The sequence below is a fragment of the Peterkaempfera bronchialis genome (assembly GCF_003258605.2).
Taxonomy (GTDB): Bacteria; Actinomycetota; Actinomycetes; order Streptomycetales; family Streptomycetaceae; genus Peterkaempfera; species Peterkaempfera bronchialis.
The window spans coordinates 2903694-2927065 of sequence record NZ_CP031264.1 but is presented as its reverse complement, the minus strand read 5'-3'; the positions used below and the strand labels follow the sequence as shown (position 1 = coordinate 2927065).

At 72.8% G+C, this 23372-nt stretch carries 22 protein-coding genes and 1 pseudogene; 9 read left to right on the top strand and 14 right to left on the bottom strand.

The features are described 5' to 3' along the window. The first annotated feature begins 32 nt into the window (after nucleotides 1-32). On the top strand, nucleotides 33-557 hold the full coding sequence (locus C7M71_RS12885) for a VanZ family protein (RefSeq protein ID WP_229759113.1): 525 nt from the start codon (nucleotides 33-35) through the stop codon (nucleotides 555-557). Nucleotides 558-582: 25 nt separating this feature from the next. Here the strand turns inward: C7M71_RS12885 and C7M71_RS12880 are convergent, their stop codons facing one another. Beyond that, nucleotides 583-2247, bottom strand: a complete 1665-nt coding sequence (locus C7M71_RS12880; protein WP_111491057.1) for a DNA repair helicase XPB — start codon at nucleotides 2245-2247, stop codon at nucleotides 583-585. 139 nt (nucleotides 2248-2386) lie between these two features. Between C7M71_RS12880 and C7M71_RS12875 the strand changes: the two genes are divergently transcribed. The 6 genes and pseudogenes from C7M71_RS12875 to C7M71_RS12855 all read left to right on the top strand — a co-directional run bounded on the left by C7M71_RS12875 (nucleotide 2387) and on the right by C7M71_RS12855 (nucleotide 7648). Then, nucleotides 2387-2965 (top strand): Uma2 family endonuclease, encoded by a 579-nt coding sequence (locus tag C7M71_RS12875; RefSeq protein ID WP_111491056.1) that lies wholly within the window; start codon nucleotides 2387-2389, stop codon nucleotides 2963-2965. Between the two features lie 321 nt (nucleotides 2966-3286). Further along, nucleotides 3287-4516: a helix-turn-helix domain-containing protein gene (locus tag C7M71_RS12870; protein ID WP_111491055.1), complete on the top strand. Its 1230-nt coding sequence runs from the start codon at nucleotides 3287-3289 to the stop codon at nucleotides 4514-4516. A 304-nt stretch (nucleotides 4517-4820) separates the two neighbouring features. Next, the gene (locus tag C7M71_RS12865; RefSeq protein WP_111491054.1) at nucleotides 4821-5309 is read left to right on the top strand and encodes an ATP-binding protein; all 489 of its coding nucleotides are present in this window, start codon (nucleotides 4821-4823) and stop codon (nucleotides 5307-5309) included. Between the two features lie 317 nt (nucleotides 5310-5626). Continuing rightward, nucleotides 5627-6855: pseudogene (locus C7M71_RS12860) on the top strand (helix-turn-helix domain-containing protein). 53 nt (nucleotides 6856-6908) lie between these two features. Continuing rightward, a complete protein-coding gene (locus C7M71_RS30630) occupies nucleotides 6909-7160 on the top strand; it encodes a hypothetical protein (protein WP_162824231.1) in 252 nt (83 codons plus the stop codon). Continuing rightward, the gene (locus C7M71_RS12855) at nucleotides 7160-7648 is read left to right on the top strand and encodes an ATP-binding protein (RefSeq protein WP_111491054.1); all 489 of its coding nucleotides are present in this window, start codon (nucleotides 7160-7162) and stop codon (nucleotides 7646-7648) included. The genes C7M71_RS30630 and C7M71_RS12855 overlap by 1 nt, the downstream gene beginning before the upstream one ends. 206 nt (nucleotides 7649-7854) lie before the next feature. Here C7M71_RS12855 and C7M71_RS12850 read toward each other — a convergent pair whose 3' ends face one another. The 7 genes from C7M71_RS12850 to C7M71_RS12820 all read right to left on the bottom strand — a co-directional run bounded on the left by C7M71_RS12850 (nucleotide 7855) and on the right by C7M71_RS12820 (nucleotide 14255). After that, a complete protein-coding gene (locus tag C7M71_RS12850; RefSeq protein ID WP_111491053.1) occupies nucleotides 7855-8565 on the bottom strand; it encodes a 3-keto-5-aminohexanoate cleavage protein in 711 nt (236 codons plus the stop codon). Between the two features lie 79 nt (nucleotides 8566-8644). Beyond that, nucleotides 8645-9331: an RraA family protein gene (locus tag C7M71_RS12845; RefSeq protein WP_111491052.1), complete on the bottom strand. Its 687-nt coding sequence runs from the start codon at nucleotides 9329-9331 to the stop codon at nucleotides 8645-8647. Between the two features lie 2 nt (nucleotides 9332-9333). Further along, nucleotides 9334-10131 carry a carbon-nitrogen hydrolase family protein gene (locus C7M71_RS12840; RefSeq protein WP_111491051.1) on the bottom strand — a complete coding sequence of 266 codons (798 nt, stop codon included), beginning with the start codon at nucleotides 10129-10131 and terminating at the stop codon, nucleotides 9334-9336. Nucleotides 10132-10218: 87 nt separating this feature from the next. Beyond that, the gene (locus tag C7M71_RS12835) at nucleotides 10219-11367 is read right to left on the bottom strand and encodes an ABC transporter ATP-binding protein (RefSeq protein WP_111491050.1); all 1149 of its coding nucleotides are present in this window, start codon (nucleotides 11365-11367) and stop codon (nucleotides 10219-10221) included. A gap of 10 nt (nucleotides 11368-11377) precedes the next feature. After that, nucleotides 11378-12451, bottom strand: a complete 1074-nt coding sequence (locus tag C7M71_RS12830; RefSeq protein ID WP_111491049.1) for an ABC transporter substrate-binding protein — start codon at nucleotides 12449-12451, stop codon at nucleotides 11378-11380. A gap of 47 nt (nucleotides 12452-12498) precedes the next feature. Beyond that, nucleotides 12499-13389: an ABC transporter permease gene (locus C7M71_RS12825; protein WP_229758693.1), complete on the bottom strand. Its 891-nt coding sequence runs from the start codon at nucleotides 13387-13389 to the stop codon at nucleotides 12499-12501. Further along, the gene (locus C7M71_RS12820) at nucleotides 13386-14255 is read right to left on the bottom strand and encodes an ABC transporter permease (protein ID WP_229758692.1); all 870 of its coding nucleotides are present in this window, start codon (nucleotides 14253-14255) and stop codon (nucleotides 13386-13388) included. Before C7M71_RS12820 ends, C7M71_RS12825 begins: the two co-directional genes overlap by 4 nt. A gap of 420 nt (nucleotides 14256-14675) precedes the next feature. Between C7M71_RS12820 and C7M71_RS12815 the strand changes: the two genes are divergently transcribed. After that, on the top strand, nucleotides 14676-15164 hold the full coding sequence (locus C7M71_RS12815) for an Lrp/AsnC family transcriptional regulator (RefSeq protein ID WP_111491048.1): 489 nt from the start codon (nucleotides 14676-14678) through the stop codon (nucleotides 15162-15164). On the opposite strand, the gene C7M71_RS12810 is transcribed toward C7M71_RS12815, so the two are convergent. Both C7M71_RS12810 and C7M71_RS12805 read right to left on the bottom strand, forming a co-directional pair. Continuing rightward, nucleotides 15127-15648 carry an Lrp/AsnC family transcriptional regulator gene (locus C7M71_RS12810; RefSeq protein ID WP_229758691.1) on the bottom strand — a complete coding sequence of 174 codons (522 nt, stop codon included), beginning with the start codon at nucleotides 15646-15648 and terminating at the stop codon, nucleotides 15127-15129. The two genes, C7M71_RS12815 and C7M71_RS12810, sit on opposite strands and share 38 nt — an antisense overlap. 123 nt (nucleotides 15649-15771) lie before the next feature. Continuing rightward, on the bottom strand, nucleotides 15772-18288 hold the full coding sequence (locus tag C7M71_RS12805) for a helicase C-terminal domain-containing protein (RefSeq protein ID WP_114914350.1): 2517 nt from the start codon (nucleotides 18286-18288) through the stop codon (nucleotides 15772-15774). Between the two features lie 128 nt (nucleotides 18289-18416). Between C7M71_RS12805 and C7M71_RS12800 the strand changes: the two genes are divergently transcribed. Further along, nucleotides 18417-19424, top strand: coding sequence for an HAAS signaling domain-containing protein (locus C7M71_RS12800; protein ID WP_114914349.1), 1008 nt, complete (start codon nucleotides 18417-18419; stop codon nucleotides 19422-19424). 106 nt (nucleotides 19425-19530) lie between these two features. Here the strand turns inward: C7M71_RS12800 and C7M71_RS12795 are convergent, their stop codons facing one another. Genes C7M71_RS12795 through C7M71_RS12780 form a run of 4 tightly spaced genes read right to left on the bottom strand, consistent with a single transcriptional unit; the run spans nucleotide 19531 to nucleotide 23340 of the window. Next, nucleotides 19531-20310 carry a class I SAM-dependent methyltransferase gene (locus C7M71_RS12795; RefSeq protein WP_162824230.1) on the bottom strand — a complete coding sequence of 260 codons (780 nt, stop codon included), beginning with the start codon at nucleotides 20308-20310 and terminating at the stop codon, nucleotides 19531-19533. 29 nt (nucleotides 20311-20339) lie between these two features. Then, nucleotides 20340-21206 carry an ABC transporter ATP-binding protein gene (locus C7M71_RS12790; protein WP_111495118.1) on the bottom strand — a complete coding sequence of 289 codons (867 nt, stop codon included), beginning with the start codon at nucleotides 21204-21206 and terminating at the stop codon, nucleotides 20340-20342. Continuing rightward, nucleotides 21203-22279 (bottom strand): FecCD family ABC transporter permease, encoded by a 1077-nt coding sequence (locus tag C7M71_RS12785; protein ID WP_114914348.1) that lies wholly within the window; start codon nucleotides 22277-22279, stop codon nucleotides 21203-21205. The genes C7M71_RS12790 and C7M71_RS12785 overlap by 4 nt, the downstream gene beginning before the upstream one ends. Then, nucleotides 22276-23340 carry a FecCD family ABC transporter permease gene (locus tag C7M71_RS12780; protein WP_111494629.1) on the bottom strand — a complete coding sequence of 355 codons (1065 nt, stop codon included), beginning with the start codon at nucleotides 23338-23340 and terminating at the stop codon, nucleotides 22276-22278. Before C7M71_RS12780 ends, C7M71_RS12785 begins: the two co-directional genes overlap by 4 nt. Nucleotides 23341-23372: the final 32 nt, after the last annotated feature.

Genomic DNA, 23372 nt, shown 5'->3' with positions numbered 1-23372 from the left:
GCCCGGTGCAGCCGGCGCAACCGGTGCAGCCGGTGCAGCCGGAACGCCCGGTGGGGCCGGACCGCTCACCGGCGGTGGCGCTGCTGCGGGTCCTGATCATGCTGGTCGCGTTCGCCGCCATGGTGGCCTTCGCAGCCGTACTCGCCCGGCTGACGCTCACCCCCTCGCCCGCCTCCGTGCCGCTCTCGCACTCCAACCTCCACCCGGGGGAGTCGCTGCGGCTCTACCTCAACCAGCCGTCGGTACGGGACGCGGTGAAGCAGATCGGCGGCAATATCGCGCTGGGCGTGCCCTTCGGGGTGCTGCTGCCGGTGCTGATCCCCCGCGCCCGGGGGCTGCTGCGGGTAGTGCTCACCACGGCAGCGGTGATGCTGCTGGTCGAACTGGTCCAGGGCGCGATCGTGCAGGGGCGGTCGTTCGACATCGACGATGTCATCCTCAACACGACCGGTTCCCTGCTGGGCTATCTGCTGCTGGGACGCCGGGTCTCCCGCGCCCTCCACCCGCCGCGCCGCCGCTGGTGGCACCGGGGGCGGGCGCCCGTGGACCGCGTCTGACCGGGGGCCCGCCCCCGGCGGCGCATCACCGCACCGGGTCGTCCCCCGCTCCGTACAGCACATCGTCGGCGTCCGCGATCCGGTACGCATAGCCCTGCTCGGCCAGGAACCGCTGCCGGTGCGCCGCGAAGTCCTGGTCGATGGTGTCCCGGGCCACCACCGAGTAGAAGTGCGCCGACCGGCCGTCCGCCTTGGGCCGCAGCACCCGGCCGAGCCGCTGCGCCTCCTCCTGCCGCGAGCCGAAGGTGCCCGACACCTGGATGGCGACCGCCGCCTCCGGCAGGTCGATGGAGAAGTTGGCGACCTTGGACACCACCAGCACCGAGAGCTCGCCCTGCCGGAAGGCGTCGAAGAGCTTCTCCCGCTGGAGGTTGGTGGTCTCCCCCTTGATCACCGGGGCGTCCAGCGCCTCGCCCAGCTCGTCCAGCTGGTCGATGTACTGGCCGATGACCAGGGTCTGGTCGCCCCGGTGCTTCTCCACCAGCGCCTCCACCACCCTGCGCTTGGTCGCGGTGGTGGCGCAGAACCGGTACCGCTCGTCCGGCTCGGCGGTCGCATACGCCAGCCGCTCGGAGTCGGTGAGGGTGACCCGCACCTCGCAGCAGTCGGCGGGCGCGATGTAGCCCTGCGCCTCGATCTCCTTCCACGGCGCATCGAACCGCTTGGGGCCGATCAGCGAGAAGACATCGCCCTCCCGGCCGTCCTCCCGGACCAGGGTCGCGGTCAGGCCCAGGCGGCGGCGGGCCTGGAGGTCGGCGGTGAAGCGGAAGATCGGCGCGGGCAGCAGATGCACCTCGTCGTAGACGATCAGACCCCAGTCGCGGGAGTCGAACAGCTCCAGGTGCGGATAGACGCCCTTCCGCCTGGTCGTCATCACCTGGTACGTGGCGATGGTGACCGGGCGGATCTCCTTGCGCGCACCGCTGTACTCGCCGATCTCCTCCTCGGTGAGGGTGGTCCGCTTCACCAGCTCGTGCTTCCACTGCCGCGCCGAGACGGTGTTGGTGACCAGGATCAGCGTGGTCGCCTTGGCCTCGGCCATCGCCGCCGCCCCGACCAGGGTCTTGCCCGCGCCGCAGGGCAGCACCACGACGCCGGAGCCGCCGTGCCAGAACCCCTCCACCGCCTGCCGCTGGTACGGCCGCAGATGCCAGCCGTCCTGCTCCAGCGCGATCGGGTGCGCCTCGCCGTCCACATACCCGGCCAGGTCCTCGGCCGGCCAGCCCAGCTTCAGCAGCACCTGCTTGATCTGGCCCCGCTCGGACGGGTGCACCACCACCATGTCCGGCCCCACCCGGGCCCCCACCAGCGGCGCGACCTTCTTCGACCGCAGCACCTCCTCCAGCACCGGCCGGTCGGTCGTCACCAGCACCAGCCCGTGCACCGGGTCCTTCTGGAGCTGCAACCGCCCATAGCGCGCCATGGTCTCCGCCACATCCACCAGCAGGGCGTGCGGCACCGGATAGCGCGAGTAGCTGACCAGCGCGTCCACCACCTGCTCGGCGTCATGCCCGGCGGCCCGCGCATTCCACAGCCCCAGCGGCGTCACCCGATAGGTGTGCACATGCTCCGGCGCCCGCTCCAGCTCGGCAAAGGGCGCAATGGCCCTCCGACAGCCGTCGGCCTTGGGGTGCTCGACCTCCAGCAGCAGCGTCTTGTCGCTCTGGACGATGAGGGGACCGTCGTTCACGTGCGGGTCCTTTCCGGGGAGCGGGGGACAGACCCTCCAGTGTTGCGCACTCCGCCGAGTGAACGCGTGGCGTCCACCACACGGCGCGCAGCGGCGGGCTGCCACACTGGGAATGTCGGCTTCGAGGGCGGTGAACCGTATGAGCGTCGCATACCAGGACCACTCGGGTGTCTGGACGATAGAAGACGTGTTGGCACTGGACGACGACGGGAAGCACCGGTTCGAGTTGTGGGGGGATGCGCTAGTGATGTCGCCGAGCGCTGGGTTCAAGCACCAGCGGGCGTCGAGGCGCCTCGCCAACTTGCTGGAGGCGGCCGCCGACGCCTTCGGCGCCCCGGTGGAGGTCATGGAGGCGGTCAATGTCGTGTTGCCCAGCGGACTGCTCGTCCCGGACATCGCGGTGGTCGACGCCTCGGCGGCTGCCACCGATCCGGTGACGTGCGACGGCGAAGCGGTGTGGTTCGTCGTCGAGGTCGTCTCCCCGTCGCCCGCCGGCCGCCGCATCGACCGCAAGGTCAAGCCCATCATGTACGCCGACGGTGCCATCCCCGCTTACTGGCGGCTGGAGCTGGAGCCGGTGCCCAGCCTGGTGGTCGCCGAGTTCGAGGACGGCCGCTACACCGAGCGGGTCGTGGCGGAGCCGGGCCGCACCACGCTGATCGACAAGCCGTTCCCCGTCCGGGTCGACCCTGCGGAACTGGTCCGCCCGCGTCTCTGAGGCCGCCGGGCCTCGGATGGCGGGCGCGGACGGCAGAGCGCCCGGCCCGGCCCGGCCCGGCCCGGGCAGAGGCTGGGCGCTCTTCGTCCTGCGTGCGGGGATGCCCTACCGCTGGGCGTGGTGAACGGGCTTGCCGACCGCTTGCCACGAGGCAAGGGGTCGGGTGCCGCTGGGGGGTTGGAGGGTGGCGTCTCTGGCACCCAGGTAGCGACCTCGGCAGTAGGCCGTCTTCGCAATCCCACCCCGCCCCTCCGGGTACTGTCCCCGTAGGCCGAACTGTGTGGCAGCGGGTAGCAGGCAGACTGCCGGGGAGGGACGACGGTGCTGGAGGAGCGAGAGTCGATCGGGAAGCGCATTCGCCGTCAGCGGCTCCGATTGGGCATGCCACAAGCTGATCTCGGGGCGGTGCTCGGGCGAACCCAGGGATGGGTGTCGAAGGTCGAGAAGGGGCACATTGAACTCGACCGGGCCGGCATCATCAATGAAGTCGCGGCGGCACTTCATTGCCACCCCAACGATCTCATCGAGCGGCCCTTCGTCGCGGGCAAGGCATCCGAGAACCAGTGGCAGGTGGCTGCCTCGTCTATCCTTCGCGAGTTGCGCCGCTACGACCTGACGCCTGTGTTCGATGGGCAGCCCCGTACATCTGCCCAGTTGTGGCAGGAGACCGCACGGTTGCATCGGCTTCGCGACGCGGCAGCGAACGTCGCAATCCTGCGTGTCCTTCCCGACCTGCTCCGAGAGACTCGAGCCCTGGCGGAGAACTCAACAGGCCATGAGCGCGAAGAGGCGTTCGCCATCTATGCCGTCTGCTGCAAGTTCGCCCACACGGCCGCGCACACTCTCGGCCATCCCGAGCTGATCGCCATGGCGTGTGAACGCGCGGCCTGGGCGGCGCAACGTTCCGGGGATGCGGTGCTGCCTGCCGTAGCCGATTGGATGCGGGTCTGGGACATGTGGGCCACCGCGGACTGGGCCGATTCGCTGACGCTCTCCGACAAAGCCCTCCGCTCGATCCAGGAGGAGTACGACGCCGGAGAGCCTCTCGCCATCCGAGCATGGGGCACGTTGCAACTTCGAGCAGCCGTCTCGGCGGCACGGGCCGGCAACGTGACCGAGACCGAGGATCGCATTCGGTTTGCCCGGACGGCCGCAGAGCGCATGGCTGCCACCAGCGCCCCCGTCTTCGATCGCCACTCGCTGACCTTCTCCGCTGGAAACGTGCAAATCCACTCCATCTCGGTCCAGTTGGAGATGGGCGATCACGCCAAGGCTCTGCTTCTTCACGAGCGCGCCGACCCCGCGCAGGTCGCCATGCTCCCCAACTCCCGACGCGGCCATCACCGCATGGACCTCGCGCGCGCGTGGCTCTGGGACGGCAACCGCGACAAGGCCCTGGCTGAGCTGGAGGCCGCCGAGCGGATCGCGCCGCAGCTCGTTCGGAACCATCCGATCGGACGCGCCGCCCTGCGCAAGATCGTTTACGCGGAGCGCACCGCCACCCGCGAGAAGCTTCGCCGCATGTCCGACCGCTTCCATCTGGACGGATAGCAGTATTCCCCTGATTCATATTCAGCTGTAGTCGCCCGCCTACCTTCTGTTGCATGAGCGGACGACGCGGCAATCCCGCAGACGCGAATGAACCCGCACCGACCTGGGCTGCCCGCCTGGGAGACCTCGCGCAGGACACGACGACCGGCGTCGTCGGTGTGGTCGTGGACATACCGGGTGAGGGCGTCTACTCCTACCACTTGCGCCCGCCCGGCGGAGGAAAGGAGTGGACAGCTCCCCGGGACGGCTCCACTCTGCTCCCCGCTCACGGCTCGCCTGCCGAGCCGGAGGGAGATCCGGACTGATGAGCCCCTTGGAGACGGCTTCCTTCCCGGTGCCGTATGAGTGGGCCGTCGAGCCGGATGCGGCGGCGGTTCGTCCCGCGCGGCGGTTGATCACCGACATTGCGCGTTTCTGGAAGGTGCCGCTGTCGGATGAGGCGCTGCGCGATGTGGAGCTTTGCGCGAGCGAGGTTCTGGCGAACGCGATAGAGCACACCAGAGCGCGGTGTCGCGTGACTGTGCGGTGGACCGGTGAGCGGCTGCGGGTGGAGGTCGCCGACACCAGCCTTCGCCCTCCCGACCCGGACGCGGCCCAGGACGTGGTGACGGGAGGGCGCGGGCTGCGCCTGGTCGCAGGGCTTGCGCACTCGTGGGGCTGGACGCCGTCGGGTGCGGGGAAGGTCGTGTGGTTCGAGGCTGCGGCTGACCAGATGGTGACTGGTGACCGACGTCTGGCCGTCCTGCTCCCCGTCCGGGTCGACCCTGCGGAACTGGTCCGCCCGCGTCTCTGAGGCCGCCGGGCCTCGGATGGCGGGCGCGGACGGCAGAGCGCCCGGCCCGGCCCGGCCCGGGCAGAGGCTGGGCGCTCTTCGCCCTGCGTGCGGGGATGCCCTACCGCTGGGCGTGGTGAACGGGCTTGCCGACCGCTTGCCACGAGGCAAGGGGTCGGGTGCCGCTGGGGGGTTGGAGGGTGGCGTCGCTGGCACCCAGGTAGCGACCTCGGCAGTAGGCCGTCTTCGCAATCCCACCCCGCCCCTCCGGGTACTGTCCCCCGTAGGCCGAACTGTGTGGCAGCGGGTAGCAGGCAGACTGCCGGGGAGGGACGACGGTGCTGGAGGAGCGAGAGTCGATCGGGAAGCGCATTCGCCGTCAGCGGCTCCGATTGGGCATGCCACAAGCTGATCTCGGGGCGGTGCTCGGGCGAACCCAGGGATGGGTGTCGAAGGTCGAGAAGGGGCACATTGAACTCGACCGGGCCGGCATCATCAATGAAGTCGCGGCGGCACTTCATTGCCACCCCAACGATCTCATCGAGCGGCCCTTCGTCGCGGGCAAGGCATCCGAGAACCAGTGGCAGGTGGCTGCCTCGTCTATCCTTCGTGAGTTGCGCCGCTACGACCTGACGCCTGTGTTCGATGGGCAGCCCCGTACATCTGCCCAGTTGTGGCAGGAGACCGCACGGTTGCATCGGCTTCGCGACGCGGCAGCGAACGTCGCAATCCTGCGTGTCCTTCCCGACCTGCTCCGAGAGACTCGAGCCCTGGCGGAGAACTCAACAGGCCATGAGCGCGAAGAGGCGTTCGCCATCTATGCCGTCTGCTGCAAGTTCGCCCACACGGCCGCGCACACTCTCGGCCATCCCGAGCTGATCGCCATGGCGTGTGAACGCGCGGCCTGGGCGGCGCAACGTTCCGGGGATGCGGTGCTGCCTGCCGTAGCCGATTGGATGCGGGTCTGGGACATGTGGGCCACCGCGGACTGGGCCGATTCGCTGACGCTCTCCGACAAAGCCCTCCGCTCGATCCAGGAGGAGTACGACGCCGGAGAGCCTCTCGCCATCCGAGCATGGGGCACGTTGCAACTTCGAGCAGCCGTCTCGGCGGCACGGGCCGGCAACGTGACCGAGACCGAGGATCGCATTCGGTTTGCCCGGACGGCCGCAGAGCGCATGGCTGCCACCAGCGCCCCCGTCTTCGATCGCCACTCGCTGACCTTCTCCGCTGGAAACGTGCAAATCCACTCCATCTCGGTCCAGTTGGAGATGGGCGATCACGCCAAGGCTCTGCTTCTTCACGAGCGCGCCGACCCGCGCAGGTCGCCATGCTCCCCAACTCCCGACGCGGCCATCACCGCATGGACCTCGCGCGCGCGTGGCTCTGGGACGGCAACCGCGACAAGGCCCTGGCTGAGCTGGAGGCCGCCGAGCGGATCGCGCCGCAGCTCGTTCGGAACCATCCGATCGGACGCGCCGCCCTGCGCAAGATCGTTTACGCGGAGCGCACCGCCACCCGCGAGAAGCTTCGCCGCATGTCCGACCGCTTCCATCTGGACGGATAGCAGTATTCCCCTGATTCATATTCAGCTGTAGTCGCCCGCCTACCTTCTGTTGCATGAGCGGACGACGCGGCAATCCCGCAGACGCGAATGAACCCGCACCGACCTGGGCTGCCCGCCTGGGAGACCTCGCGCAGGACACGACGACCGGCGTCGTCGGTGTGGTCGTGGACATACCGGGTGAGGGCGTCTACTCCTACCACTTGCGCCCGCCCGGCGGAGGAAAGGAGTGGACAGCTCCCCGGGACGGCTCCACTCTGCTCCCCGCCCACGGCTCGCCTGCCGAGCCGGAGGGAGATCCGGACTGATGAGCCCCTTGGAGACGGCTTCCTTCCCGGTGCCGTATGAGTGGGCCGTCGAGCCGGATGCGGCGGCGGTTCGTCCCGCGCGGCGGTTGATCACCGACATTGCGCGTTTCTGGAAGGTGCCGCTGTCGGATGAGGCGCTGCGCGATGTGGAGCTTTGCGCGAGCGAGGTTCTGGCGAACGCGATAGAGCACACCAGAGCGCGGTGTCGCGTGACTGTGCGGTGGACCGGTGAGCGGCTGCGGGTGGAGGTCGCCGACACCAGCCTTCGCCCTCCCGACCCGGACGCGGCCCAGGACGTGGTGACGGGAGGGCGCGGGCTGCGCCTGGTCGCAGGGCTTGCGCACTCGTGGGGCTGGACGCCGTCGGGTGCGGGGAAGGTCGTGTGGTTCGAGGCTGCGGCTGACCAGATGGTGACTGGTGACCGACGTCTGGCCGTCCTGCTCCCCGTCCGGGTCGACCCTGCGGAACTGGTCCGCCCGCGTCTCTGAGGCCGCCGGGCCTCGGATGGCGGGCGCGGACGGCAGAGCGCCCGGCCCGGCCCGGCCCGGGCAGAGGCTGGGCGCTCTTCGCCCTGCGTGCGGGGATGCCCTACCGCTCGGCGAACTCGCCGTCCATGACGCCCCGCACAGCGGTGAGATGGTGGGCGGCACCGGTCCGGGGTGGGTGGGGGAGGTGGGCCGGTGCCGCTGGGGGGTCAGAGGGTGAGGGCGGCGTGGATGAGGGTGGGGTTGTCGGGGGTGGTGGTGCCGTCGGGGAGGGTGGTGCCGTCCTCCAGGCCGATGCGGGCCTGGTGGCCGTCGGCCAGGGAGGCGCGCAGGACGGGCCAGACGGTGGGGCCGAAGCCGTGGTAGAGGAGGGGGCAGGTGACTCCGGCGGCGGTGATCCGGTCGGCCATGGCGCGGGCGTGGGCGACGGCGGTGTCGGGGTCCTCGTCCTCCGGCTCGATGAGGATGCGCACATTGCTGTGCAGGGTGGGTGAGGCCAGCAGCGCCGGTACGTCGTCCAGGCTCCACACCGCGCTCTCCAGCACCATGCCCCGGGCCACGACCAGTTCGGCGGTCTCCGCCGCGCCCTCCTCGCAGAAGGCGACCGAGGCGAAGTCGGGCAGCAGGTTCCAGGTGGCGACCTTGGCGTACCGGTCCGCATGGCCGTTGCAGGTCCACAGGCCGGTGGTGATCCCGACCGTGACGTCCGGGGCCACCCGGCGGACCGCCGACAGCACCGCGTCCACCGCGTCCGGGGCGATGCTCTGGCCGCCGTCCGCGTCGCGGATGTGCAGGTGGACGACGTCGGCGCCCGCCTCGGCTGCGGCCAGCGTGTCGGCGGCGATCTCCTCCGGGGTGACGGCGGTCGCCGGGTGGTCCTGCTTGGTCAGTCCTCCGTTGATGGCGGCCTTGAGGAACACGGTGGTGGGGTCCTTTCGGGAAGGCGTGGCCCGCCGTGCGGCGAGCCACGCCATCGGGGATCAGGGGCGTACGGGCAGGTCAGCGGGTGGGGCCGGGGAGGGCGCCCAGGCCGACCAGGGTGTCGGTGGCACCGGTGAGGTCGCCCAGCCGGCCGCCCCGGTGCAGGTCGGCGATCAGGTCGGGCTCCTCCGCGTCGTCGGCCAGCGCGGTGTCGATCACGGCGGCGAGCCGCTCCGGGCCGGCGATCAGCAGGCCGTTGGCGTCGCCCAGCACCACATCGCCCGGCTGTACGGTGACCCCGCCGCAGCTGACCGGGACATTGAGCCCGCCGTCGTCGATGCCGTGCAGCTTGGTGGTGAGCACCGAGGTGCCCAGGGCGAAGACCGGCAGGCCCAGCGCACGCAGCGCGTCGATGTCCGTACAGGTCCCGTCGACCACGGCGCCCGCCGCGCCGCGCGCCGCCAGCGCATTGACCACGACCTCGCCGAGCGGGGCGTGCCGCCGGTCGCCGCCGCAGTCGACCACGACCACGTCACCGGGGGCCACGATGCCCGCCGCGTGGTGCAGCAGGGTGGAGTCCAGGGCGGTGATCCGTACGGTCACCGCGCGGCCCACGATCCGCTGCTCGCCCGCGTGGCGGCGCAGCTCCGGGGTGCAGAAGCCCTCCTCCAGGTAGTGGCCGAGGGTGGGGAAGTCGACCCGGGCCAGCTTCTCGACCAGGGCGGGGTCCAGCGGCGCGGGCATCGGGCGGATGGTGATCGGCATGGTCAGCGTCCCTGGATGAAGATGCGCCGGTTGCGCAGTACGGGCAGTCGGGTGCGGGCCTCGTCCAGCCGCTCCTTGTCGATGTCGACCAGCAGCAGGCCCTCGCTCTCCTCGCCGAGGGCGCCGCGCACCACGCCGAGCGGGTCCACGGTCATGGACATCCCGATGCAGTCCTCGCTGACCAGCGAGGAGGCCACCACCCAGCAGGTGTTCTCGATGGCGCGGCTGCGCAGCAGGGTGGCCCAGTGGTCCTCCTTGAGCGGGCCGCGCACCCAGGCGGCGGAGACCGACAGCAGGTCGGCGCCCATCTCCACCAGGGTCCGGGTGAACTCGGGGAACCGGATGTCGTAGCAGTTGACCAGGCCGACGTTGAACTCGCCGATCCGCACCACGCAGGGCCCGGCCTCGCCGCGCAGCACGCGGCGCGACTCCTGGTAGGCGAAGGCGTCGTAGAGGTGCATCTTGCGGTAGGTCGCCAGCACGGTGCCGTCGGTGTCGACCGCGACCAGGCTGTTGTACGGCAGGTCGGGGGTGGTCCCGTCGGCCTCGTAGCCGCCGGCGATGACGGCGATGCCGTGCTCTCGGGCGGCGGCGGAGAGGTGCCGGACAAAGCCCGGCCAGGCGGTGGCCGCCGCCTCGGGGAGGGGGGTCTCGGAGTCGTCGGCCGAGAGCATCGCCTCCTCGGGGAAGACGATCAGGTCGGCTCCCGCCCCTGCGGCGGCGGCCGTCATACGGGAGATCACGGTCTGGTTCTCGGAGACCGTGCCGGTCGGCCCGAACTGGGCGACGGCGACTTTCACTCTCTGTGCTCCTCGGTAGGCCGCTGCGCGGCGGGTACGCAGCGCGCAGGGGTGGTGCGGTTCGGGGGTGTGGCGGGGGCGGCGGCGTCAGTCCGGCAGGACGCGGCCGTCCTCCGGGCGCCAGGCGATGCGGACGGTGTCGCCGGGGGAGAGCGTGACGGCCCGGCCGTCCCGGCCGGTCTGCTCGATCTGCACGGTGGTGCCGTCCGCCAGGGTGCAGTGGTAGCGCAGGCCGTGGCCCAGGTAGACCGCCTGCTGGAGTACGGCTTCCAGGGCGAACCGGCCGTCGCCGGCCGGGGCGCCGGCCTGCTCCGCCCGCACGTGCTCCACCCGCAGGTCCTCCGGCCGCAGCGAGAGGTGGGCGGTGGAGCCGGCCGGGAGGTCGTTGGCCGGGAGCGGCAGGGTGCCGATCCCGGGGACCTCCAGCACCCGGTGCGCGCCCCGGGCGGCCACGGTGCCGCTGAGGATGCTGGAGGTGCCGATGAATCCGGCCACAAAGCGGACCGCCGGGCGGTCGTAGATCGCCTCGGGGGTGTCCACCTGGAGGACCCGGCCGCCGTTCATCACGGCGATCCGGTCGGACATGGTCAGCGCCTCCTCCTGGTCGTGCGTGACATAGATGAAGGTCACGCCGACCTCGCGCTGGAGGCGCTTGAGCTCCAGCTGCATCTCCAGCCGCAGCTTCTGGTCGAGCGCGCCCAGCGGCTCGTCCAGCAGGATCAGCGACGGCCGGGAGACCAGGGCGCGGGCCAGGGCGATCCGCTGCTTCTGCCCGCCGGAGAGCTGGCTGATGGTGCGCTTGCCGAACCCCTCCAGCCGGACCAGGGCGAGCGCCTCCTCGACCACCCGGGGGATCTCCGACCGGGGGACCAGCTTGCGGACCCGCAGCTCGAAGCCGACGTTCTCGGCGACGGTGAGGTGGGGGAAGAGGGCATAGCTCTGGAAGAGCATATTGAGGTCGCGCCGGTGCGGGGGCAGGCCGGTGGCGTCCCGGCCGCCCAGTTCGACGGTGCCGGTGGTCGGCGTCTCGAACCCGGTGATCATCCGCATCAGCGTGGTCTTGCCGCAGCCGGACGGGCCGAGGATGGAGAAGAACTCGTTCTGGGCGATGGTGAGGTCGACGTCGCTGACGGCGGCGGCGCCGCCGAAGGACTTGCCGACTCCGGTCAGCCGCACGGCGGGTGCGTCCGAGGGGGGCTGCGCCGAGGCTGCGGTCGCGGGGGTGAGTACGGTCACGGCCGGCTCCTCAGGATGCCTTGATCTTCATCCAGCCCTGCTGGAAGAGCTGCATGGCCTGGCCCGGGTCGAGCAGGAAGTCCGCCTTGGCGACGGCCGCGTCGGGCGCGTAGACGGCCGGGTTCTCCAGCAGGTCGGTCTTCTTGATCTTCGCGCGGGCGGCCTGGTTGGTGGAGGCCGAGGAGCCGTCGTCGGTGACCAGCGCCGCGACCTCGGGGCGCAGCGTGTAGTTGATGAACTCATAGGCGGCGTCCACGTTCTTGGCCCGCGCCGTGATGGAGAGGTTGTCGGTCCAGAGCGAACCGCCCTCGCGCGGCAGCGTGTAGTGGACCTTCTTGTTGCTCTCCACGACCTTGGCCATGGCCGTCCCGCTCCACGCCTCGGCCACGCACGCCTGGCCGGTGGCCAGCAGCTGCGGGTAGTTGGTGGAGTTGTAGCCCGCCAGCTGGGACTTCTGCGCCTTCAGCGAGTCGGTGGCCTTCTGGATCTCGGCCGGGTCGGTGCTGGTGGCGCGGTACCCGTTGACCTGGAGTCCGGCGATGTACGCGGCCAGCATGTTGTCGAGCATGTACGACTTGCCCTTGTACTTGCCGTCGAACAGGGCCTGCCAGCTGTCCACCGGCCCGCCGGTGCAGTCCTCGTTGTACGCCAGGCCGGTGGTGCCCCAGATCCACGGGATGCTGTAGGCGTTGCCGGGGTCGAAGGACGGGTCGCGGAACTTGGGGGCGAGGTTGTCCAGCCCCTTCAGTCTGGAGTGGTCCAGCTTGCCGACCAGTTTCTGGCCGACCAGCTGCTGGAGCGCGTACTGGCTGGGCTCCACCAGGTCGTAGTCGGCGCCGCCCGCGCTGAGCTTGGCGGTCATCGTCTCGTTGCTGTCGAAGGTGTCCAGGGTGACCTTGATGCCGGTCTCCTGCTGGAAGCCCTTGACCACCGAGTCGGGGATCTCACCGGCCCAGGCGTAGATGTGCAGGGACTTCCCGCCGCCGTTCCCGGCGGAGCCGTCACCGCTGCCGCCCGAGGCACAGGCGGAGGTGGCGAGCAGGGCGGCGGTCGCCGCACAGGCGGCGATGAGGTTGGTGCGCATGGAGGTCCTTTCGAGGGGGACGGCGGCGAGCAGGGGGCCGCGGCCGGTCACGAGGAGGGCCGGTCGCCGCCGGCGAGGATCTGGCGCATCTGGCGCAGGCCGACACCGAGGATGATCAGGAAGGTGAAGAGGATCAGCAGCGTGCCGAGGGCGTTGATCTCCGGGGTGAGGCCGCCCTTGAGCAGCGAGTACACCCGCAGCGGCAGGGTGGTGGAGCCGACGCCGTTGGTGAAGGTGGACATCACGATGTCGCCGAAGGAGATGGTGAAGCAGAGCAGCCACGCCGCCATCAGCGCCTGGCGCATCAGCGGCAGGGTCACTTTGAAGAAGGTCCGCACGCGACCGCAGCCGAGGTCCGCAGCGGCCTCCTCCAGGGAGGGGTCCAGGGCTCCATGGGCGCCCAGCAGGATCAGCGCCGCGTACGGCAGGATCACCACCAGGTGGCCCAGCACCAGCGTGGTCACGCTGAGGGTGATGTGCAGCTTGGCGAAGACCGAGAGCATCGCGACGCCGAGCACGATCTCCGGGATCACCAGCGGCAGGAAGAGCCCGCCGCTGAGCAGCGCCCGGACCTTGGGCCCGAAGCTCGGCAGGGCGACCACGGCCAGCAGTCCTGCCGCCACGGCCAGGGTGGCCGAGACCACCGCCACCACGGCGCTGGTCTGGAGCGTCGCCAGCAGCTCGGAGTCGTGCAGCAGCTCCCCGTACCAGCGGGTGCTGAACCCGGTCCAGCGGTAGGTGATGTCCGAGGAGTTGAAGGAGAGCACCACCACGACCGCGATCGGGACGTAGAGGAAGCCGATCAGCCCCCGTGCCAGCCAGGCGGTGACCCGGTCCATCGGGTGGGGGTGGTCGCCGCGCCGGCTGCGGCGCGGGGCGGCGGGCGCCGCTGCGGGGACGGTCTCGGGGGTCTGCTCGGGGGTGTCCACCAGGGTCATGCCTTCCTCCGCAGGCGCCGGGCGGTCAGGCCGACCGCGATGAGGCAGACCAGCATCAGGCCGAGCAGCAGGACGGAGACGGCCGCGCCCATCGGCTGGTTACGGAACTCGGTGTAGAGGGTCACGATGAGATTGCCGACCAGCTGGTTCTTGCCGCCGCCGAGCAGCACCGAGATCACGAAGACGCCGAGCGTGGGGATGAAGATCAGCAGTACCGAGGCCAGCAGCCCGGAGCGGGCGATCGGCAGCAGCACCTTGGAGTGCACCCGCCACCAGCCGCAGCCCAGGTCGCGGGCGGCCTCCCGCAGCGACGGGTCCACCCCGCGCAGCGAGGCGTAGATGGGGAAGACGGCGGTCGGCAGGAACGCGTACAGCAGGCCGACGAAGGAGGCTCCCTGGCCTGGGATCAGATCCAGGTGCCCGTGGACGAGGCCCAGCGAGCGGCCCAGCGAGTCCACCGGCCCGTCCGGGCTCAGCAGGTTGATCCAGGCGAAGGTGCGGACCAGGAAGTCGGTCCAGAACGGCACGATGATCAGCAGCAGCAGGCCCAGCTGCCGCTCCGCGGGCCGCCCGGCGATGTAGTACGCGACGACGTACCCGGCGACCAGGCAGAGCACCGTGTTGGCCGCGGCGATGCCGAGGCTGTAGCCGATGACCTTGAGGTAGACGGGGTCGACCAGCTGCCGGTAGTTGTCCAGGGTGAAACCGCCCTGGATGCCGCCGTAGGCGTCTGCGGTGGCGAAGCTGTTGCGCACCACGATCGCCAGCGGTACGAGGACGAGGGCCACGATCGTCAGCCCCGCCGGCGCCAGCATCAGCGCCGGGACCATCCGGCGGCGGGCGGCCTGCGGCGCGGCCAGGCTCACTGGAGGGCTCGCAGGGCGGGCGGCGTGTCGGGCATGGCGGTGTTTCCTTTCCGACGCGACGAGGCGGGCCCGGCCGCGCGCTTCTGGCGGAAGCCGCGGGGGAGGGTCGGTACCTCGGGTGGGGATAAGACATCATGGGCTGTGGCGAATTTCGGCCACCAGCGGCGGATGGCTCGAATCCCGTGGTTGCCGATGCCGCCGTCGACGGGATTCGCGCCGGGCCTGCGGGTGCGGCGGGCCGCCGGCTGGCCGGCGGTCGGCGCCCCCGGCGCCCGAGCGGGATCAAGCCGCAGGTGGGAATGGTTGCCTGCGGTTCTCCCGGCCGTCACCGCCGGGTAACGGGACGATCAACGCTGTCGCACCCCCGGCCCGGCCGACCGGCCGCCGGGGCGGACAGCCGGATGCGAGGAGGCGGAGCCCATGGAGATCGACGACCTGGACCGCCGCATCATCGACCAGCTCAGGGTCGACGGGCGGCGCTCCTTCGGTGAGATCGGGCGCTCCGTCGGCCTGTCCGAGGCGTCGGTCCGGGCCCGGTACGGCAGGCTCCAGCGCCGGGGCGTCCTCCAGGTCGTCGGCATGACCGACGCCCGGCTGCTGGGCGAGGTGGAGGTCCATCTGGCGATCCGGGTGCAGCGGGTGCCGCTGGCCTTTGTCGCCCGCGAGCTCTCCCGGCTGGCCGAGGTCCGCTATGTGGCGTCCTGCGTCGGACCGTACGACCTGATCACCGATGTGCGCTGCCGCGACCTGGCGCACCTCGCAGAGCTGCTGACCGAGCGGGTGCGGCGGATCAACGGGGTCGAGTACGCCGAGGCGCTCACCGTGCTGGAGGTGGTCAAGGACACCTACCTCTGGGCGGGCTTCCGCGACGTCACCCCGACCGCCGCCGAGCGGATTCTTCCTCGGTGAAGCCCTGCCCCACGGAGGACGACAGGCCGTCCCAGGTGTAGTCCTTGAACAGCTCCAGGAGCAGCAGCACCTGCACCGAGGAGACCCCGGGCAGCATGCGGATGTCGTCCATCAGCCGGATCAGCTGCGCCTGGTCGCGGCAGGTGCCCTCCAGGTAGATGTCCTGGCTGCCGGCGCAGAGCGCCACATGGTTGATCATCGCCATGTCGGCCAGGCTCTTGGCCACCGCGCGCGGGGTGAGGTCGCGCACCCGGATCAGCAGCCGCACCGACTGGTGGCCGAGGGTCAGCGCGTTGGCCAGCGCCACGATGTGCAGCGCGCCGCTCTCCTGGAGCTTGGAGACCCGCTGGCGGACGGTGGCCTCGCTGACGCCCAGGTTGCGGGCCATGGTGGTGTACGGCGTCCGGCCGTCTCTGGTGAGTGCCTGGACGATGCTCCGATCGAGGTCGTCGACCATCCGGTACCAGCCTGTCCGTTCACGCATGCACCTGGGCGCGGTCCTGGACCGCTCCCAGTGGGGTATTCCGGGGTATTCCGGGGTATTCGTACACGCTCGGTCTGGGGCGAGTCTACGACCGGCCGAATCCGACCGGGCCGGGCCCTCCGCTCAGCCGTCCTCGGCCAGGTCGGCGACGCCGGTGATCCGGTGCAGGGCGAAGGTGCGCAGCTCGTCGCGGAGGTGGTCATAGGCGGTCACAAAGCCGCCCTCGACCTTGACCGGGGCGACGATCCGCTGGGAGGCCGAGCCCTCGGCGTTGACGTACCCGATCCAGATCCGCTCGCCGAGCAGCACGGCGGTCTGGAGGGCGGCCAGGGTCTCGGCGGCGGCGGTGCGGGGGAGCCGGGTACTGCCGGAGGTGGCGGCGGTGGCGGCGGCGGGTCCGGCGACGGTCTCGCGGCGGGCGGCGGTGGAGGCGCGGTCGCCCGCCCGGATGGCCCGGACGGCGGCCTCCAGCAGCGGGTCGCCGGGAGCGGGCGGACCGTCCGGGACGGGGGCGGGGGCGCTGCGGGGCGGGGAGCGGCGGGCGTCCGGACGGGCGATCACGATGTCGCCCTCCGCCGACTCCGCCGCCGGCGCGTACCCCATGGCGCGCAGCTGGGTCAGCACCGCGTCCGGGGCGGCCTGCGCGGCGAGCACGGTGGGGGCCAGGCGGCGCAGCCGCAACCGGTCGGAGCGGCGGTCGGCCAGCAGCTCGGCGAGCAGGGCGTCGTCGTCGCAGCGCAGATAGGCCGAGGCGGCGCCGACCCGGAGCCGGCCGTGCCGCCGGGCCACATCGTCGATCAGATAGCTGAGCGGCTGCGGTACGGGGGTGCGGGAGTGCCGGGCCAGGAATTCGTGCAGGTCGGCGGCGGTGCGACCGGCGTCCAGGGCGCGGCGGACGGACTCCGGGGTGAAGCGGTAGACGGTGGCGCCGCCCTTGGACTCGATCTCGGCGGCGAGTGCCAGGGCCTGGGCCAGGGGCGTATGCAGCGGGCCGGGGGCGATGGCGGTGAGGTCGGGTTGCAGGATCACCTGGTCCAGCGGCTGCGGGAGCAGCGGTGCCAGCAGCGGCGCGGGGTCGGCGTCGGCGTCGGAGAGCAGCGCGCGGGCGGCGGTGGCCAGGGCGCCTCGCCCGGTGACGCCCAGCAGTTCGGCCTCGGTGAGGGTCCAGTCGGTGAGCGCGTCCCGCAGGTCGCGGCCCTCGCCCGTGGCGGGACCGCCGCGCCAGGGGCGGCGCCAGCGCAGCGCGGGCAGCAGCGCGGCGGCCGGGGCGGACGAGCCGGGCGGCAGCGCGGCGAGTTCGTCCAGGACGGCGCGGCGGGTACCGGGGGCGAGGGTGCGGTCCAGGTCGGGGCCGAGCGCGGCGAGGGTCCTCCCCTTGGCGTCGCGGCTGCCGACCAGGCCGGGGACCCGGGTGGCGGCCAGCCAGGTGCGGGCCAGCAGCGCCCAGCGTTCGGCGGGGGACCGCTGCAACCAGCCGTCGTACGCGGGCGTCGGCGCGAACGCCTCCTCGACCTCGCCGTCGGCGGCGAGCAGCCCGGCGCCGTACGCCAGCTCCAGCCAGAAGGCGGCGATCGGCTCGGGCACGTCCAGCGCGGCGGCGGTACGGCGCAGGTCGCGGACGCCGAGGCCGCCCGCGCGCAGCACCGGGGGCGGGGTGAGCGACCAGAGGTCCAGCAGGTCCTCGACCGTGCGGACGGCGGTGAAGGACTGGCCTGCGGCGGCGGCGTCCACCGCCTCCGGGTCGTGCACGCGGGCGGGCTCGACGGGCGGCGGGGCGGGCTCCACGGTCCGGTGGCTGCGACCGGCCCGGAGGTGCAGCGCGGCCTCGCGGGGGAGCACGACCGTACGCGGCCCGGAGGGCAGCAGCAGGCCCCGGGCGAGCAGCCACTCCACCGGGCTGCGGGCGTCATGGGCGCGGACCGGCCGGTTGGCGTCGGGCACGGTGCCGGTGGGCGGGCCCCAGGTGAGCCGGTCCAGTACGCCCAGGGCCGCCTCGGGGGCCTTGGCCAGCAGCGCGTCGGCCTGCTCCCGGGTGGTGAGCAGCCCGCTGAGGGCGGCGACGGCGGAGACCGGGTCATGGGTGGCGGGCAGCCCGGCGTCGGCGAGCAGTTCCTGGAGGCGGCCGGGGGACATGCCGGTGGTGGCCTCGGCCAGCGTCGGGCCCAGGCCGGTGGGGCCGGGGCGGGCGGCGGTGGGGGTGAGGATCTCGCGGACGGTGCGGACCAGGCGCAGCGCGGAGTCCGGGCCCCAGAGGAGGGCGCGGTCGCGCAGCAGGGCGAGCGCCCCGGGCAGCGCGGCGGCGACCGCCTTGGCGTCCACCGGGTCGGCGTGCCGGTGCGGCGGTACGCCCGGCGTGCCCGTGAGCAGGGCGCGGACGGCCCGGCTGTCGCACCCGTCCGGGGCGGCGGCCAGCGCCTCCGCGACCTGGAGGGTGAACCGGTCCAGCCGCTCCAGGGCGCGCAGCGAGGAGGCCCGGGTGGCGATCCGGGTGGCCAGCTGGGTGAGGTCGCCGGGCACCGGGTTGAGCAGGTCGGGGCGGGCGCGCAGCAGGGCGGCCAGCGCCTCGTCGCCTCGGGCTCGAAGCTCCTCGGCGAGAGTGCGGGGCGTGGCGGAAGGCCGCCCTCCGGTCTGCTCGGTCATCCGCACCAGGTTAGTCGGGAGTGGCGGCACGGGAGAGTGCTCGGCGGCGAGGCCCGCAGATCGATGCGGGGCGGGGCGGGTATGGGTACCGTCCTTCCCGAGGGTCGGGCGAGCGTGGGGCGGCGTGGATGGGGATCGAGAGCGACAAGCTGGTCTACGACTACCTGGGGCGGGTCGCCGACCTGGCGCAGACCTCGCTGCCGGCCGCCGAACGGGCCCGGCTGATCGCGGGGCTGCGCGCGGACATCGACGGGAGGCGGTCCGCCGCGAGCCGGGACACCCCGGCGGCGGTGCGGCGGGTGCTGGAACGGCTCGGGTCGCCGGACGAGGTGGTGGAGCGGGCGGCCCGGGGAGGCGTCACCGGCCCGCCGCCGCAGGCTGCCGCTCCGGCGGCGGCGCCGACTGCTCCGGCGGCGCCGACTGCTCCGGCGGCTCCGACTGCTCCGATGGTGCCCGCTGCTGCGGCTGCTCCGGTGGCCCCGGCTGCTCCGGTGGTGCCGACCGCGCGGGACGCGGAGTGGTGGCGGGTACCGGGGGCGCCCGCTGCGGCCGTGCCCGAGGCCGGGTCGGACCCGATGCTGCCGGTGCACCTGCCGTCCGCCGGGGACTTCCCGGGGTGGGACGGGGTGGAGATCCACTTCGAGGTCGAGCGGCAGCCCGAGGCGGACCCGGCGGCGGAGGCGGCGCCGGACGAGCCGGACGAGGCGGAGGCGGTCGCGGAGCCGCCGGTACAGCCGGCCGAGAGGAAGCGGCGGCGGTTCGGTGCGGGCGGGCGGCGGACGGGACTGCCGCTGCTGCTGGAGTCGCTGGCGGCGCTGCTGCTGGCGGCGGGTGCGCTGGCCGGGATGGTGGTCCCGATGCTGCTGGGCTGGCTGGCCGCCTATGCCTCGCGGCGGCTGAGTCTGATGGCCCGCCGGTTCGCCGTCTTCGGCATCCCCGCCCTGGCGGTGCTCGGCGGCGGCGTCTGGCTCTGGGGCCGCGCCAGCGGCCGCTGGGGTGGCCCACCGCCGACCGACGCCCAGTTCCAGGAGTCGGTCAAGGCGCTCCTGCCGCTGGTACTGCGCACCGCCGCCGGCGGCTCGGCCGCATTCATGGCCTGGTGCGCCCTCCGAGGCCGCCCGGCCCCCCCGGCCTGACCGGGGCCCCGCGCGGATCAAGCAGCTCCCGCACGGCCGCCCGTGCCCCGGGTCCCGGCGCGGCCTGTGGGGGCAGGCTGCGCCGGGTGGGCCGGGCCGGGGTGGGTCAGTCGCGGCGGGCGGTGGTGTAGCGGATGAGGCGGCCGTGGTGGGCCAGGGGGGCGATGAGCGCGTATGCCGCCTCCCTGGCCTCCTCGCGGTGGTCCGGCGGGATGGCCTCCAGCAGGGGGCGGAGGGACTGCCACCATGCGTCCGGGCCGGGGTAGGCGGTGGCGGTGGTCTCCTCCACGGTCCGTACCGCCGTGAACCCGGCCCGGATGAGTGCCGCCTCCGGGTCGCGGCTCAGCTCGTCGGCGGGGGTGGGGTGGGGGCGGCGGCCCCGCGCCCCGCCCAGGGACGGTTCGGCGTACCCCCGGAGGGTCTGCACGGCCTGCTGCCAGGCGGGCCCGGTGTCCCCACCGAAGGTGGTCAGGCCGAAGTGGCCGCCCGGCACCAGCACCCGGTGGGCACCGGCCAGCGCTGCCGCCGGGTCCGGGGTGAGGTGCAGGGTGAAGGAGGCGAGGACGGCCTCGAAGGAGCGGTCGGGGAAGCCCAGGTCCTCCGCGTCGTCCACCCGGACCGAGACATTGCGCAGCCCGACGCGGGCCGCCTGGGCGGCGGTGTGGCGGACCACGGCGGGGGAGAGGTCCACACCGACCGTGTACCCGTCGGGTCCGACGGCTGCGACGGCGGCGAAGAGGACGGCGCCCCGTCCGCAGCCGAGGTCCAGTACCCGGTCCCCGGGGCGCAGGTCGGTCAGGTCGACCAACCGGGCCCCCACGGGGTCGAAGAAGTCGTCGTTGGCTTCGTAGGTGTCCGAGAGTGACTGCTCATGAGTGCTCGGCATCCTGCCATGGTGGAGCGGTGTGGCGCGGGTCACAAGGGGCCGGGGCCTGACGATCCGTCAATAGGCGTCCAGGGAGCGCCGGGTACGACCAGCGGGGTGCCGGTCACCGGGTCGTGCACCACCACCGACTCCAGCCGGAAGACCTCCCGTACCAGCTCGGCGGTGACCACCTTGGAGGGCGGGCCCTGCGCCACGATCCGGCCCGCCCGCATGGCCACCAGGTGGTCGGCGTAGCGGGCGGCCTGGTTGAGGTCGTGCAGCACGGCGACGACGGTGCGGCCCCGGTCGTGGTTGAGCCGGCGCACCAGGTCGAGCACCTCCACCTGGTGGGCGATGTCCAGGTAGGTGGTGGGTTCGTCCAGCAGCAGGATGCCGGTGCCCTGGGCCAGCGCCATGGCGATCCAGACCCGCTGCCGCTGGCCGCCGGAGAGCTCGTCCACATTCCGCTCGGCGAGGTCGGCGGTGGAGGTGCGGGCCATCGCCTCGGTGACGGCGGCCTCGTCCTCCTCCGACCACTGCTGCCACCACCGCTGGTGCGGCTGACGGCCGCGTGCGACCAGGTCGGCGACGGTGATCCCCTCCGGTGCGGTCGGCGACTGCGGCAGCAGGCCGATCCGCCGGGCGATCTGCCGGGTGGGGGTGCGGTGCAGGTCCGCGCCGTCCAGCAGCACCGCCCCGGCGGCGGGCTTGAGCAGCCGTCCCAGGGCCCGCAGCAGCGTCGACTTGCCGCAGGCGTTGGGTCCGACGATCACGGTGACCCGGCCGGTGGGGATCTCCAGGTCCAGGTCGGTGACGACGGTGCGGGACTCATAGCCGAGGGTGAGCCCCCGGGCCTCCAGCAGGTCAGCCGGGGCCTGTGTGTCGGCGGGCGCCTGGGTGTCCGTACGGGTGGTCATCGGGAGCCTCCGGTGCGGGAGCGGACCAGCAGCCACATCAGATAGGGGGCGCCGACCAGCGCGGTGACCACCCCGACGGGCAGTTCGGTGGGGGAGAGCAGCCGGCGGGCGATCAGGTCGGCGGTGACGGTGACCACCGCGCCGGTGAGCGCCGAGCAGAGCAGCGGCAGCTGCGCGGTGCGGGTGAGCCGGACGGCGAGCTGCGGGGCCATCAGCGCGACGAAGTCGACCGGCCCCGCCGCGCCGGTGGCGCAGCAGGCGAGGGCGATGCCGAGCAGTGCCAGGCCGGTACGGACGCGGTTCAGCCGCAGGCCGAGGGCGACGGCGGTGGCGTCGTCGAAGGAGACGGACCGCTGGGCGCGGGCCGCCCACAGGGTGCCGGGCACGGCGGCCAGCAGCACCAGGGCGAGCCAGCCCGCCTGGTCGTAGCCGGAGCCGTTGAGGCTGCCGGTGGTCCACACCTTGGCCTGCTGGCCCTGCAAGGCGTCGCCCTTGGTGAGGAAGAGGTGGGTGAGCGAGCTGAGCGCGGTGCTGATGCCGATACCGATCAGGACGAAGCGGTGGGCGTGCATCCCGCGCCGCCACGCCAGCAGATAGACCAGCAGCCCGGCCAGCAGCCCGCCGCCGACGGCGGCGACCGGCACCTGGCCGGGGGAGGAGACCGCGCCGAACGCCAGCAGCCCGACCACCACCGCCGACGAGCCATGGGTGACACCGATGACATCGGGGCTGGCCAGCGGGTTGCGGGCGACGGTCTGGATCAGCGCGCCGGACAGCCCGAGGGCCAGCCCGACCAGCAGGCCGACGGTGACCCGGGGCAGCCGCAGGGTGCCGACCACCAGCTCGTCGGGGCTCGGCCGGCCGAGGACCACCCTGACCACCTCGGCGGGTGCCACGGTGGACTCGCCCAGGCAGAGCGAGGCGGTCACGGCGGCCGCGAGCAGCACCGTCAGCGCGGCGGCCACCAGCATGGCCCGCCGATGCAGCAGCAGCGAGAGTCCGGGGCGGCGCAGCAGCGCATACCCGGCGGGCCGGACGACCGGCCGTACGGCGGGGCGGACCGGGGCGGTCATGCGGCCACCACCGCCTTGCGGCGTACCAGGACGATCAGCACCGGCACGCCGACCAGCGCGGTCATCACCCCGGCGGGCACCTCGGACGGCGGCAGCATCAGGCGGCCCAGGGTGTCCGCGAACAGCAGCAGCGCCGGGCCGAGCAGCGCGGACAGGGTGAGCACCGAGCGGTGGCCGCTGCCCACCAGCGCGCGGGCGGCGTGCGGCACGGCCAGGCCGACAAAGGCGATCGGCCCGGCGGCGGCCACCGCCGACCCGGTGAGCACGGTGGCGCCGAGCGCGCCGACGGCCCGTACGGTGCCGGTACGGGAGCCGAGGCCGCGCGCCGTGTCCTCGCCCAGGGCCAGGGAGTCCAGACCCCGGGCGACGGAGAAGCAGAGCAGCAGCCCCACGGCGAGGAACGGCAGCAGCTGCCACGCCACGTCGGAGGTGCGGCCGGAGAGCGAGCCGACCTGCCAGAACCGGAACTGGTCCAGGGTGGCGGCGTCGGTGGTGAGCACGGCGGTGATCAGCGAGGTGATGAAGGCGGCGAGGGCCGCACCGGCCAGCGCCAGCTTCACCGGCGTCGCCCCGCCCCGGCCGCGCCCGGCCAGCCCGTACACGACGGCGGAGGCGATCAGCGCGCCCAGGAAGCCGAACCAGGTGTACCCGGCGAGGGACTCCACCCCCACCACGGAGATCGCGAAGACCACCCCCGCCGCAGCGCCCTGGCTCACCCCGAGGATGCCCGGGTCGGCGATCGGGTTGCGGGTGATGCCCTGCATCACGGCACCGGCCGTGCCGAGCGCCGCCCCGACGGCGAGGCCGACGGCGGTCCGGGGCAGCCGCAGCTGCCGTACGACGACGGCGTCGGGGGAGTCGCCGCCGTGCAGCAGCGCCGCCCAGACGTGCGCGGGGGAGATCGGGCGGCTGCCGACCGCCAGGCTCAGCAGCGCGCCCACCGCCAGCAGGGCGACGGCTGCGGCGACCAGAGCGGCCCGGCGTGCGGCCAGCGGGCGTCCGGGGGGAGGCGAGGGGTCCGGTGGCAGCGGGGTGCGGGGGTGTGCGGTCGTCTCGGCCATCGGTCCCATCTCACTGAGCTGAGGCAAAGCTA

Bases quoted from the DNA above. Each gene is read 5' to 3' on its own strand.
- C7M71_RS12875 (WP_111491056.1), top strand. From the start codon at position 2,387: ATGAGCGTCGCATACCAGGACCACTCGGGTGTCTGGACGATAGAAGAC.
- C7M71_RS12865 (WP_111491054.1), top strand. From the start codon at position 4,821: ATGAGCCCCTTGGAGACGGCTTCCTTCCCGGTGCCGTATGAGTGGGCC.
- C7M71_RS30630 (WP_162824231.1), top strand. From the start codon at position 6,909: ATGAGCGGACGACGCGGCAATCCCGCAGACGCGAATGAACCCGCACCG.
- C7M71_RS12855 (WP_111491054.1), top strand. From the start codon at position 7,160: ATGAGCCCCTTGGAGACGGCTTCCTTCCCGGTGCCGTATGAGTGGGCC.
- C7M71_RS12845 (WP_111491052.1), bottom strand. From the start codon at position 9,331: ATGCCGATCACCATCCGCCCGATGCCCGCGCCGCTGGACCCCGCCCTG.
- C7M71_RS12830 (WP_111491049.1), bottom strand. From the start codon at position 12,451: ATGCGCACCAACCTCATCGCCGCCTGTGCGGCGACCGCCGCCCTGCTC.
- C7M71_RS12825 (WP_229758693.1), bottom strand. From the start codon at position 13,389: ATGACCCTGGTGGACACCCCCGAGCAGACCCCCGAGACCGTCCCCGCA.
- C7M71_RS12815 (WP_111491048.1), top strand. From the start codon at position 14,676: ATGGAGATCGACGACCTGGACCGCCGCATCATCGACCAGCTCAGGGTC.
- C7M71_RS12810 (WP_229758691.1), bottom strand. From the start codon at position 15,648: ATGCGTGAACGGACAGGCTGGTACCGGATGGTCGACGACCTCGATCGG.
- C7M71_RS12805 (WP_114914350.1), bottom strand. From the start codon at position 18,288: ATGACCGAGCAGACCGGAGGGCGGCCTTCCGCCACGCCCCGCACTCTC.
- C7M71_RS12800 (WP_114914349.1), top strand. From the start codon at position 18,417: ATGGGGATCGAGAGCGACAAGCTGGTCTACGACTACCTGGGGCGGGTC.
- C7M71_RS12795 (WP_162824230.1), bottom strand. From the start codon at position 20,310: ATGCCGAGCACTCATGAGCAGTCACTCTCGGACACCTACGAAGCCAAC.
- C7M71_RS12790 (WP_111495118.1), bottom strand. From the start codon at position 21,206: ATGACCACCCGTACGGACACCCAGGCGCCCGCCGACACACAGGCCCCG.
- C7M71_RS12785 (WP_114914348.1), bottom strand. From the start codon at position 22,279: ATGACCGCCCCGGTCCGCCCCGCCGTACGGCCGGTCGTCCGGCCCGCC.
- C7M71_RS12780 (WP_111494629.1), bottom strand. From the start codon at position 23,340: ATGGCCGAGACGACCGCACACCCCCGCACCCCGCTGCCACCGGACCCC.